Here is a 12,061-nt window from a genome sequence, read left to right as displayed (position 1 = left end):
GATACACGCATGCGTGTATCGGTCACAGTCGTGTCTGCCCATCAGCTCCCCAGCATTTACGAACCGAAAGGCCCTCCTTCGTGACTCTCGCGGTATCCGGCTCGATAGCGACCGACCATCTGATGCGATTCTCCGGACGGTTCGCCGAGCAGATCGTCGCCGACCAGCTCTCGAACATCTCGTTGAGCTTTCTGGTCGACGATCTGGTCATCCGCAAGGGAGGCGTCGGCGGAAACATCGCGTACGCACTCGGAGTTCTCGGCGGTTCGCCACTGCTCGTCGGAGCTGTGGGACCGGACTTCGCCGAATACCGGACCTGGCTCGAAGAGCACGGAGTCGACTGCAGTGGCGTGAGTGTGTCCGCCACCGCCCACACTGCCCGCTTCGTCTGCACCACGGACGAGGACATGGCGCAGATCGCGTCGTTCTACCCCGGCGCGATGAGCGAGGCCCGCGATATTTCCATCGAGGCCCTCGCAGCGCAGCACGAGATGGACCTGGTTCTGATCGGTGCCAACGACCCCGACGCCATGACGGCGCACACGGCCCAGTGCCGCGCGGCCGGCATCCCGTTCGCGGCCGACCCGTCGCAGCAGCTCGCCCGACTCGACGCCGCGCAGGCTACCGACTTGATCGACGGTGCCGCGTACCTGTTCACCAACGAGTACGAATGGGCCCTCCTCAAGCAGAAGACCGGCATGTCCGACGCAGACATCGCGGCGAAGGTGGATCTGCGAATCACCACCCTGGGTAAGCGCGGCGTCGACATCGTCGCCAAGGGCGGCGAACACACCCACATCGGTGTCGTACCCGAGACGAGCAAGGTCGACCCGACCGGTGTCGGCGACGGCTTCCGAGCAGGTTTCCTCACGGCGCACATGGGCGGAGCCAGCATCGAACGTGCAGCGCAACTCGGTTCGCTCGTGGCCGTGTTGGTACTCGAGACCACCGGCACTCAGGAATGGGAGCTCAACCGCGACGACGCGATCAAGCGTCTGACCGCGGCCTACGGTGCCGAAGCGGGCGAGGAGATCGGGGCGCTGCTCTCAGTCTGAGGCCGATCTCGCCGCCCCGATGTATCAGGGGCGGCGAGGTGACGTCGATCAGATGTTGACCGGGTACTCCGGTTCGGCGATCTGCGGCACGATGCGCTTCTCGACGAAGATCCCGTGCCACACCATGAAGATCAGCAGCGTCCACAGTCGACGGCTGTGATCGGACTTGCCGGCGCGGTGGTCGTCGAGCATGGCGACGACGGCGGCCTTGTTCAGCAGGTGATCGGTCTGCGAATCGGCGATCTGCTGGTGCGCCCAGTCGAAGAGTTCCGTGCCACGCAGCCAATGGCGCAGTGGCACAGGGAATCCCAGCTTGGCGCGATGCAGTACATGACCGGGAACGATTCCCTCGAGTGCCTGACGCAGAGCGTACTTGGTGGTGCTCTTGGTGATCTTCTGCTCGAGCGGGAGCTTCTCGGCGACCTTGTAGACCTCGGAGTCCAGGAACGGGACTCGCAGCTCGAGTGAGTTCGCCATGGTGATCTTGTCTGCCTTGACCAGAATGTCGCCGCGCAACCAGGTGAACAGATCCAGGTGCTGCATACGAGCCACCGGATCCCATCCCTGCGACTGCGCGTAGATCGGCGCGGTGACGTCCTGATGGGTCCACTCGGATCGGAACTCACGCAACACCGAACGCAACTGCGCGTCGTTGAAGCTGCGAGCGTTGCCGTAGTACCGCTCTTCGAGAGTCATCGACCCACGGTTGAGCAGGCTCTTGCCGCGCGTGCTCCGGGATTCGCTCGCTCAACGAGCCGGCCGCACGTCGAAGGAAGGCGGGAAGCGACTCGAACGGCTTCAACGACAGCGGTTCGCGGTAGATGGTGTAGCCGCCGAACAACTCGTCCGCACCTTCACCGGAGAGCACGACCTTCACGTGCTTGCGTGCTTCCTTGGCGACGAAGTACAGCGGCACCAACGCAGGGTCGGCCACAGGATCGTCCAGATACCAGACGATCTCGGGGATGGACGCTGCGAACTCTTCGGGCCCGACGACCTTCACGATGTGCCGGGCACCGATGGCGGCCGCCGACTCCGCTGCCACGTCGACCTCGGAGTAGCCCTCGCGCTCGAATCCGGTGGTGAACGTGATCAGGTCGGGATTGTGACGAATCGCCAGAGCCGCGATGGCCGTCGAATCGATGCCGCCGGAGAGAAACGAGCCGACGGTGACGTCGGCGCGCATGTGTTTGGCAACCGAGTCCTCGAGTGCCTCGGCGATCTCCTGGTAGCGCGCCTTCTCGCTGCCGGGCGCGAAGGGCTGCACCGGAAACTTCGGTGTGAAGTACCGGGTGACCTTCGCCGGCGTACCGGGGGACAGGGTGGCATAGCAACCGGATTCGAGCCGACGAACGCCTGCGTGCAGGGTTTCGGGCTCGGGGACGTACTGCAGCACGGTGTAGTGCTCGATGGCGCGCGGGTCGAGATCTGTGTCGACTCCGAGCAGCTCCATCAGCTCGAGCACGCTCTTCTTCTCACTACCGAACGCGGTGCCGCCAGGACCGGTGGCCAGGAACAGCGGCTTGATGCCGAAGGGATCGCGGGCGATGAACATCTCGCGGGTCTCGGTGTCCCAGACGGCGAATGCGAACATGCCTCGCAGTCGCTGTACTGCAGCAGGGCCCCAGTAGTGGAAGGCCGCGACGATCGACTCGCTGTCACCCTCGGTGGTGAACTCGGCACCGTGGTCGCGAGCCAGTTCGGCGCGCAGTTCCAGATAGTTGTAGATCTCGCCGTTGAAGACGAGCGCGTACCGGTTCGGTGACTCGGGCGGACCCCAACGCATCGGCTGATGGGAGTGTTCGATGTCGATGAAGGACAACCGATTGAAGCCGTAGACGACGTCGTCGTCGTGCCAGGTGCCACCGGGCTCGTCCGGACCGCGGTGTCGCATGCAATGGGTCGCCGAAGCCACGAGTTCGACTCCGGCGGCGGTCGTTCCGTGAGACGTGAGTACTCCGAGCAGTCCACACACAGCGTCTGCTACCTCTTCTCGCAGTTGGGGACAGTGCAGGGGTCCTGGTCTCCGCGAGTGTCGTCAGCGGGACTGTAGATCAGGATCCGAGTATGCCGCAGACACGCTCGGACGTAGGTAACGACCCAAGGGTGGTTCTCCGCCGGCTTTGGTCTACGCTGCGTAGTACTCGGGCATCTCCATGTGGAAGCCTTATTCTTCAGTGGTGGGCAATCAGGAAGGCGTGAACGTGGCGCAGAGTCGGATCCTTCGGCGAGCGGGGCTGACAGCATTTCTCGGTGTAGCCGCGTTGATGCTGTCGGGCTGTTCCATCAGCAGCGACAACGTACTCAATTTCGGTTTCGCCTCGGGCGTCACCCCTCAGGGGCGACGCATCGGCGACCTGTGGACGTGGTCGGTCATTGCAGCCCTGGTCATGGGCATCATCGTGTGGGTTCTCATCTTCTGGGTGGTGCTGTTCCACCGCAAGAAGAAGAGCTCACCGGAGTTCCCCCGCCAGACGGCCTACAACGTACCGCTCGAGCTGTTCTACACGGCGGTTCCGTTCGTGATCATCGCCGTGCTGTTCTACTTCACCGTCGTGGTGCAGAACTACGTCGACGAGAAGCAGGCCGATCCCGACGTCCAGGTCGATGTCACGGCGTACCAGTGGAACTGGAAGTTCGGGTACCGGACCATCGATCTCAAGGACGGTGCCGCGAAGTACGAGGGCACCGACGAGGAAGAGCAGGCTGCCGCCGAGGCCGCCGCCACCCCGGGTGAAGGTGCCGAGGGCAGCGAGGACGGTGAGTTCGTTCCGGGACCGATCAACGGAGCATCCACGCAGGATCTGTCGTACCTGCACTACAACAAGATCGAAACGGTCGGCTCCAGCGAAGAGATCCCGGTGCTTGTTCTGCCGACCGGCAAGCGCATCGAGTTCGTGCTCGCGTCCTCGGACGTCATCCACGGATTCTGGGTTCCGGAATTCCTGTTCAAGCGTGACGTTCTCCCGAACCCCGAGGAGAACCACTCCGACAACGTCTTCCAGATCAGCGAAATCGAACGCGAAGGCTCCTTCGTCGGACGGTGCACCGAGATGTGTGGCACCTTCCACTCGATGATGAACTTCGAGGTTCGTGCCGTCTCTCCGGAGCGGTTCGAGCAGTACATCGAGCTTCGCAAGCCCCTGTCCGAAGGCGGAGAAGCGCTGACCAACGCGCAGGCACTCGAAGCCATCGGCGAGAGCCCCCTCGCAACGAGCACCGCGCCGTTCGCGACCGACCGCACCCTCCGAACAGCCGCTGTCGCTGAAGGCAACTGACCAAGGAAGCATGCTGATATGAAAATCGAAGCCAAGATCTTCGAAATCCTCACTGTCTTCTTCCTCCTGGTCGGCATCGTGTACACGTTGTTCACGGGCCTGAGCCGCACAGGAGTGGAGTGGGCAGGAGTCACCGCGATCTTCCTGTCGGTGGGTCTGACACTGATCATCGGTACCTACTTCAGGTTCGTCGCCCGACGCCTCGACACACGCCCCGAGGACTTCGACGACGCCGAGGTGAGCGACGGTGCAGGCGACTTGGGCTTCTTCAGCCCCGGCAGCTTCTGGCCGATCGTGCTGGCGGCCTTCGCAGCCGTCACCGCCATCGGCTTCGCCTTCTTCCAGCCGTGGCTCATCGCGCTGGGCGTCGTGTGCGTCATCGTTGCGGCGGCAGGTTTGGTCTTCGAGTACCACGTAGGTGCCGAGCGCCACTGACTTCCACCAGTTGCACCAGAAAAGGGCCCCGGTCGTTCTCACGAGCGACCGGGGCCCTTTTCTGCTGTTTGGACCACAGGCCGGACGGAATGGTCGACTCACGGCGCTGTGAGGTGAACGGGAGAGGTGGAGCCCTCAGGAGACGTCGGCCTCCGAGTGGGGCCGAACGGAGCTGGACGTCGAATCGGCAAGCGAATCGAGAGAGATGTTCAGCGCACCGCACAACGCGGCGACGGTGAAGAATGCAGGCGTCGGAATTCGGCCGGTCTCGATCTTTCGCAGAGTTTCGACCGAGATGCCGGCCGTATCGGCGACGTCGGTCATGGTTCGGCCACCACGGGCATGACGGAGAGCAGAGCCGAGCCTGGCACCTCGGGCGAGTTCGCCGGGGGTGAGGGGAATACGGACCATGAGACCGATAGTAATACCGGTTGTGGCGAACCCCTGAGCCGAGATCGGTCGATACACCGGGCGGGTCATCCGCCGGTGGGGGAGGGGAGGGGCCCTCAGGTCCTTCCCGTCCACGTGGAGCCGTACTGCTCCAGAGGGTGCGCGAGGGGTCGACCCCGGATGATGTTCGCAGACGAGAAAGAGGGCGACACCGTTGCCGGTGTCGCCCTCTTTTCGGACTCTGTCAGATGTCAGCGTTCTCTGTCGTTGTCGCTTCGACCCGAAGCGATTGCAGTGTCCTCGTCCGAGTGGAGTCCATTGCCGTTGCCGTTCGAGTGTCCGTTGCCATTCGCATGGCCGTTACCGTTCGAGTGGCCATTTCCGTTCGAGTGACCGTTACCGTTCGCGTGGCCGTTGCCGTGAATGCCCGCCTGGTAGTTGCGGAGCATCGTGAGCTGTTCGTGTTCACCCTTGTGATGGGCGTCTTCGAGAGCCTTGCTCTGTGCCACCGGATCCGGGCTGAACAGCGATCCCGAGCCGGGCTTTCCGGCCGAGCCGAGCTTGTTCATTTTCTTGGGAACGGGTGCGCCCTGGTAATCGAGGGGGATCGGGTGTCCGTGATCGTCGACCGGTCCGAGCGGCTGGTGGATCTCCACGTACTGGCCGTGCGGGAGTCGCTTGATGATTCCGGTTTCGATGCCGTGCTCGAGAACTGCCCGGTCACTGCGCTGCAAGCCGATGCAGAATCGGTATGCGATGAAGTACGCGAGCGGAGGCATGGTGAGAATTCCGATACGACCGATCCACGTCATCGCGTTGAGAGAGATGTCGAACTTGTACGCGATGAGGTCGTTGATGCACGAGAGCGTGAGGATCACGTAGAACGTGAGAGCCATCGCGCCGATCGCGGTACGCACCGGAACGTCGCGGGGACGCTGCAGCAGGTTGTGATGCGCAGTGTCTCCGGTGAGACGCTTCTCGATCCACGGGTAGGCGATCATCACGGTGAAGACGAGACCCATGATCACTGCCACCCAGAACACTGCCGGGATGGTGTAGCGCCCGGCGATGTATATCTCCCAGGCAGGCCACAGTCGGGCCATGCCATCGGTCCACATCAGATAGAAGTCGGGCTGAACGCCTGCCGACACTTGCGACGGGTTGTACGGTCCGAGATTCCAGATCGGGTTGATCTGAAGCAGTCCACCCATTGCTGCCAGCACACCGAAGGTGACGGCGAAGAAGGCACCGGACTTGACTGCGAAAACCGGGAGAATACGAACGCCGACGACGTTTTGCTCCGTGCGGCCGGGTCCGGGGAACTGCGTGTGCTTCTGGTACCAGACCAGGGCCAGGTGGGCTGCGATCAGCGCCAGAATGATGGCCGGTAGAAGAAGAACGTGAGCGACGTACAGGCGCGGGATGATGATCGTGCCGGGGAAGTCGCCGTCGAAGATGAGCCAGTGCATCCACGTACCGATGATCGGGATGCTCATCGTGATGCCACCGAGAGCTGCGCGGAGGCCGGTGCCGGAGAGCAGATCGTCGGGGAGCGAGTAGCCGAAGAAGCCCTCGAACATCGCGAGGATGAGCAGCAGGCAGCCGATGACCCAGTTGGCCTCACGCGGGCGACGGAACGCGCCGGTGAAGAAGATACGCATCATGTGCACGATGATCGAGGCCGCGAACATCAGGGCGGCCCAGTGGTGAATCTGCCGCATGAACAGACCGCCGCGAACCTCGAACGTGATGTCGAGAGCGGTCGCGTATGCCTTGGACATCGTCACGCCGTTGAGCGGGGTGTACGCACCTTCGTACACGACCTCGCTGAGCGACGGATCGAAGAACAGGGTGAGGAACACGCCCGAGATCAGCAGGATGACGAAGCTGTACAGCGCGATCTCGCCGAGCAGGAACGACCAGTGGGTGGGGAATACCTTGTTGATCTGGCGCCGCAGTCCAGGTGCCAGGTGGTAGCGACTGTCTACGCCGTCGGCCTGCTTGGCGGCGAGGGTTTGCAATGTACTCATGAGTCACGCTCCGGACGACGTTCCCAGAAGGCGGGTCCCAGTGCTTCGGTGAAGTCTCCCGAAGCGACGAGGAATCCCTCTTCGTTGACAGTGATGGGAAGTTGGGGCAGCGCACGCGCAGCCGGTCCGAAGATCGGCTTGCCGTACTCGAGCGCGTTGAACTGCGACTGGTGGCAAGGGCACAGAATTCGGTTGGTCTGCTGCTCGTACAACGATGTCGGGCAACCCAGGTGCGTGCAGATCTTGGAGTAGGCGAAGTAATCGCCGTAATTGAAGCTTTCCTGGCCCTTGCGCTTGACGACCGTGCTGGCGTCGTCCGAGCGAAGGCGGATGAGCATGACCGAGTTACGAATTCCACGCAGAGAAACGAGCAGATCGTGCTCGCTCTCGCGGTCCGCTTCACGGAACGGGAATACGGTCTCCATGGCACCAGCGTCCAAGTCCTCGGGCCGAACGAGAACGACATCTTCCGGTCGCCCGGTGTCTCGTCGGAGGTAGATGGTCTCTCCATCGTAGCGAGGAGTCCAGCCGGATACCCACAACGGCGAATCTTCGCCCTTGGCCCAGGGGTTCTTGATCAGTCCGCCGAGGGGGAGCAGTGCCATGATGCCCAGCGCGCCGCCGCCGAAGTAGAGCGAGCGCTTGATCACCTTGCGACGACCGATGGTCGACGTGTCGAGGGAGTCGCCGAGCTCTGCCACGAGCGTCTTGCGGTCCGTCTCCGACGAACCGCCGTCGTGACGGTCCTGGATTGAGACCTCTTCGGGGATGAACTTCTTGGTGAACTGCACCGCACCGATACCGACGGCGAGGATCGCCAGGCCCATCGTTCCGCCGATGAGCGGGGTGTACAGCGAGTAGGCGATGTAGTTCTCTTCGCCGATACCGGCGTACTGCCACGGCCAAAACAGGTAGATGCCGATGAAAGCGACAGCGGCGAGGCCGGCGATCGCGAACCAGATCGCGACGCTGCGCTCGGCACGCTTCTCGGCGCGAGTACCTTCCACAGCCCAACGGTTGCGGCGGAAAGCGACGTCGACACCGTCGAGGTTGGTGCCCAGTTTGACCAGGTCGTCGCGGCTGAGCGCGGCGAGTTCCTCGTCGGTGTACTTCTTGTCCGCGTTCACGCCCTCGGTGCCGGGTGCATCCTTGCGTCCGGCTTCGTCGTCGTTGTTCGCGTCCTTACGGCCGGAATCGCCGTCGGTCATGATCTAGCTCCGATCCACAAAGTTGCTCCGACGACGGCGATGATGCCGACCGTCCAGATAGCGATCATCTCGGTACCGGGACCGAATCCGCCGATGCTCCAACCGCCTGCGGGCAGCGTCTCGGTGGACGACTTGATGTAGGCGATGATGTCGGACTTCTCTTCCAGCGTCAGCTGACGATCGGAGAACTTCGGCATGTTCTGCGGACCGGTGACCATCGCGGTGTAGATCTCCTGCTCGTTTGCGGGTCCGAGCGGGGGTGCGAACTTGCCCGAGGAGAGAGCTCCGCCGAGGCCGGTGAAGTTGTGGCAGGAGGCGCAGTTGAGACGGAACAACTCGCTTCCACGTCCGATGTCGTTGCCGCGCAGCGACTCCTGAGCGATCTCGCCGTTCTCGTCGAGGAGCACCGTCGGTCCGCCACCGTTGGCCTGGATGTAGGCACCGAGGGCGTCGATCTGCTTGTCGTCGAACTTCGGTGGCTTGCGGATTGCCTGTGCCTCGTTGCGAACGGCAGGCATACGACCACTCGACACCTGGAAGTACACGGCCGCTTCGCCGACGCCGATGAGGCTCGGTCCGCGATCCTGAACACCCTGCAGGTTTGCACCGTGGCACGTGACGCAGGACGTGTCGTAGAGCTGCTTGCCCTCGCGGATCAGCGCTGCCGAATCGGTATCGGCGGTCGCGACCTGCGGAGTCGGCGTCAGAGCCGAAGCGAGGAATCCTGCGCTCAGAAGGCCCATCATCAGAACGAGCGCACCGGTGATGCGTCGGCGCGTCTTACGCTGCCGTCTCGTCTTGGAGGCGGCGTTGTCGTCGGATGCTGCTGGGGGAGATGAACTCATCTTCTATCCCTTGTCGTGTCGGGACGGACCGAACGTCGGGGGCTGAATCCGTTCGCTCGTTATCTTTGGCGTGCTGACTGTCACTAGCGGATGAAGTAGATAGTTGCGAAGAGGGCAATCCAGACGATGTCGACGAAGTGCCAGTAATACGAAACGACGATGGCGGCGGTGGCCTGCGCGGGCGTGAACTTGCTGACCAGAGTTCTGGTGATCAGGAAGACGAAGGCGATGAGTCCGCCGATCACGTGCAGTCCGTGGAAGCCGGTCGTGATGTAGAAGACCGAGCCGTACACGCTGCTCGAGATCGTCGTGCCCTCGTGGACCATGTGGTAGTACTCGTACGCCTGGCCGGCCACGAAGAACGTGCCCATCACCAGAGTGATGATGTACCAGCGGCGCAGTCCGAAGACGTCACCTCGCTCGGCGGCGAACACACCCAGCTGGCAGGTGAACGACGATGCGATCAGCACCGCAGTCACCGGCACAGCGAGAGCGAGGTTCAGCTCCGTCGGCTCCGGCGGCCAGATTCCATTCGCTTGGGCGCGTGCGACGAAGTACATCGCAAACAGCCCGGCGAAGAACATGAGTTCACTCGACAGCCACACGATCGTGCCGACGCTGACCATATTGGGACGGTTCAGCGAGTGCACGCGTTGGGTGATTGCCGATCCTTGAGTCCCTACAGCGCTCGTCACAAAGAGAAGTATGACCCGTCGTAGTACGGAAGGCATATCCGGGTCCGCTCTTGGCGCGTCGCGTCGGAACGAATCCAGGTGCGTCCTTGTTCCCGTGCTGGTCAGAGGGCCTGTACGGGCCGGTAGGGTCCAGTCGTGCAAGGCTGGCCTCATGGCAAAGCGCACCGAGGGTGGATGGTTTCGGAGACTGTTCTCGCGATCGACGGCAGAACCTCTTGACCCCACCCGCGACGACCTCGTGACAGTGGCGAGTTGCTTCGACGATGCACAGGCATGCTCGGCCGTGCTCGACGAAGCAGCGAGGACCCAGCCGGCGTGGACGGAAGCGGCAGACGTGGTGCTCCGCCATCATCTGGTGTTGCCCTCCAACCAGGTCGATGACGCTGCAGCGGTTGCGGCTCAGGACGGCTACGAAGTGGGACCGGCCGCCGAACTACCGGAGAGCACCGGCTACCGCCCTCGGGTGGACGACGGTGTGCCTCTGGTTCTGCAACGGGTTCAGGTGCTCGACGCCTTGCACTGCTCGCAGGAGCGTTCTCGCATGGCGGGCCTCGCCCAGCGTCGAGGGGGGAGCCGTGCTCGGGTGGGACGCACTGCAGCCCGCACAGCCCGACGCGGCGTCTGGCTAAGCTTCCAGGGCACCGAGTGCATCGACGGCAGAAGGGCACGGCAGAACCACCATGACCGCAGCGATCAGCGACGAACAGCCGCGTACCTGGCGTCGAATTCTCGGCGCGTTGACGACGCACACCGACCTGTCCAGCGCCGACACCGGCTGGGCGATGGACGAGATCATGGCCGATAATGCGAGCGCCGCCCAGATCGCTGCCTTCGGGGTCGCACTCAGGATGAAAGGGCCGACTCCGGCCGAGGTGAGCGGTCTGGCCGAGTCCATGCTCGCGCATGCGGTGCTGGTGGACACCGACACCGACGCCGTCGACGTCGTGGGCACCGGAGGTGACGGGGCAGACACCGTCAACATCTCCACCATGGCCGCGATCGTCGTTGCCGCCAGCGGGGTGCGAGTGGTCAAGCACGGCAACCGCGCAGCGTCGTCCAAGAGCGGCACGACCGATGTCCTCGAAGCGCTGGGTGTGCGGGTGACTCTCGGAGCCGACGCCGTCGCATCGAGCGTCGAACAGGTCGGTATCGGATTCTGCTTCGCGCCGATCCACCATCCTGCACTGCGCTTCGCCGCGGCACCACGCAAAGAGATCGGCATCCCGACGGTGTTCAACGTGCTGGGGCCACTGACCAACCCCGGCCGCCCGCGCGCAGGCCTGATCGGCTGCGCGTTCGAGAGTCTGGCTCCCGTGATGGCCGACGTGTTCGCCGGACGTGGTAGCTCGGTCCTGGTCGTCCGCGGCGACGACGGACTGGACGAGATCACCCTGTCCACCACCACGACCGTGCACGTGGTGTCCGGTGGCTCGGTGACCGTCGAGACGATCGACCCCCTCGATTACGGCATCGCCCGAGCGCCCATCGAAGCTCTCAGAGGCGGAGACGCAGAATTCAACGCGGCCGTGGCGCACCGCGTGTTCGCCGGTGAACACGGCCCCGTCCGCGACGCAGTACTGCTCAATGCCGCCGCAGCATGGCAGCGCACCACGGCGTGTCCGACGACCTCCACGCCCGGATCGAAGCCGGATTGGCCACTGCCGCAAAGGCAGTCGATTCAGGCGCGGCAGCACGGTTACTCGCCGACTGGGGTCGATGCACCACCGAACTCGCCGACTGACACCTCTCCGACCGACACAGAGCGCGCCTACTCGCCTATCGAGAACCCCGCATCGACATCGGAACTCGAATAGGACTGGAACGCAATGTGAGTGGTGGTGCTGCGCACACCCCGAACGCGATTGATGTGCTTGGTGATGACCTCTGCGATCGAAGCATGATCGCGAACCTTGACGATGGCGATCAAATCGACATCCCCAGCACACGAATAGACCTCCGACACCCCGTCGACATCGGCTACGGCCTGCGCCGCCTCCGGAATCAAGTCGGCCTCGGCGTCGATCAAGACGATGGCATTGATCATCTGTGCTCCTCAAGCATCTCGAGCTCGGTGTCCGACGCGAGCTACCCCCCCCAGACCCTAGTGGCTGCCATGCCGCGAGAG

The 12,061-nt window shown here is 63.3% G+C and carries 10 protein-coding genes and 2 pseudogenes; 5 read left to right on the top strand and 7 right to left on the bottom strand.

All coding sequences use genetic code 11. The features are described 5' to 3' along the window. Nucleotides 1-80 precede the first annotated feature (80 nt). Nucleotides 81-1,055, top strand: coding sequence for a carbohydrate kinase family protein (locus tag RHBS_RS16160; RefSeq protein WP_121869586.1), 975 nt, complete (start codon nucleotides 81-83; stop codon nucleotides 1,053-1,055). A gap of 48 nt (nucleotides 1,056-1,103) precedes the next feature. Here RHBS_RS16160 and asnB read toward each other — a convergent pair. Further along, a pseudogene (gene asnB / locus RHBS_RS16155) lies at nucleotides 1,104-3,030 on the bottom strand (asparagine synthase (glutamine-hydrolyzing)). A 223-nt stretch (nucleotides 3,031-3,253) separates the two neighbouring features. Here asnB and RHBS_RS16150 point away from each other — a divergent pair. Both RHBS_RS16150 and RHBS_RS16145 read left to right on the top strand, forming a co-directional pair. After that, complete coding sequence (locus RHBS_RS16150; protein ID WP_183130390.1) at nucleotides 3,254-4,333, top strand: cytochrome c oxidase subunit II; 1,080 nt, start codon at nucleotides 3,254-3,256, stop codon at nucleotides 4,331-4,333. A gap of 18 nt (nucleotides 4,334-4,351) precedes the next feature. After that, complete coding sequence (locus RHBS_RS16145; protein WP_121869588.1) at nucleotides 4,352-4,768, top strand: cytochrome c oxidase subunit 4; 417 nt, start codon at nucleotides 4,352-4,354, stop codon at nucleotides 4,766-4,768. 135 nt (nucleotides 4,769-4,903) lie between these two features. Here the strand turns inward: RHBS_RS16145 and RHBS_RS16140 are convergent, their stop codons facing one another. The 5 genes from RHBS_RS16140 to RHBS_RS16120 form a co-directional block, all read right to left on the bottom strand. Further along, nucleotides 4,904-5,179 (bottom strand): helix-turn-helix domain-containing protein, encoded by a 276-nt coding sequence (locus tag RHBS_RS16140; protein WP_121869589.1) that lies wholly within the window; start codon nucleotides 5,177-5,179, stop codon nucleotides 4,904-4,906. 230 nt (nucleotides 5,180-5,409) lie between these two features. After that, nucleotides 5,410-7,188 carry a cytochrome bc complex cytochrome b subunit gene (locus RHBS_RS16135; protein WP_121869590.1) on the bottom strand — a complete coding sequence of 593 codons (1,779 nt, stop codon included), beginning with the start codon at nucleotides 7,186-7,188 and terminating at the stop codon, nucleotides 5,410-5,412. Further along, complete coding sequence (locus tag RHBS_RS16130; protein ID WP_237669275.1) at nucleotides 7,185-8,396, bottom strand: ubiquinol-cytochrome c reductase iron-sulfur subunit; 1,212 nt, start codon at nucleotides 8,394-8,396, stop codon at nucleotides 7,185-7,187. The genes RHBS_RS16135 and RHBS_RS16130 overlap by 4 nt, the downstream gene beginning before the upstream one ends. Further along, nucleotides 8,393-9,241 carry a c-type cytochrome gene (locus tag RHBS_RS16125; protein ID WP_121869591.1) on the bottom strand — a complete coding sequence of 283 codons (849 nt, stop codon included), beginning with the start codon at nucleotides 9,239-9,241 and terminating at the stop codon, nucleotides 8,393-8,395. The genes RHBS_RS16130 and RHBS_RS16125 overlap by 4 nt, the downstream gene beginning before the upstream one ends. Before the next feature lie 83 nt (nucleotides 9,242-9,324). Continuing rightward, the gene (locus RHBS_RS16120) at nucleotides 9,325-9,936 is read right to left on the bottom strand and encodes a heme-copper oxidase subunit III (protein ID WP_094612701.1); all 612 of its coding nucleotides are present in this window, start codon (nucleotides 9,934-9,936) and stop codon (nucleotides 9,325-9,327) included. Nucleotides 9,937-10,087: 151 nt separating this feature from the next. Between RHBS_RS16120 and RHBS_RS16115 the strand changes: the two genes are divergently transcribed. Both RHBS_RS16115 and trpD read left to right on the top strand, forming a co-directional pair. Further along, nucleotides 10,088-10,741, top strand: coding sequence for a hypothetical protein (locus RHBS_RS16115; protein WP_374700618.1), 654 nt, complete (start codon nucleotides 10,088-10,090; stop codon nucleotides 10,739-10,741). Further along, a pseudogene (gene trpD / locus RHBS_RS16110) lies at nucleotides 10,674-11,677 on the top strand (anthranilate phosphoribosyltransferase). The gene RHBS_RS16115 and the pseudogene trpD overlap by 68 nt, the downstream one beginning before the upstream one ends. A gap of 27 nt (nucleotides 11,678-11,704) precedes the next feature. Here the strand turns inward: trpD and RHBS_RS16105 are convergent. After that, nucleotides 11,705-11,980, bottom strand: coding sequence for an Lrp/AsnC family transcriptional regulator (locus RHBS_RS16105; protein ID WP_121869594.1), 276 nt, complete (start codon nucleotides 11,978-11,980; stop codon nucleotides 11,705-11,707). Nucleotides 11,981-12,061 lie beyond the last annotated feature (81 nt).

It is taken from the genome of Rhodococcus sp. BS-15, assembly GCF_000813105.1.
GTDB lineage: Bacteria > Actinomycetota > Actinomycetes > Mycobacteriales > Mycobacteriaceae > Rhodococcoides.
Note: the sequence above shows the minus strand (reverse complement) of the source record. Positions and strands in the feature narration are given on the sequence as shown.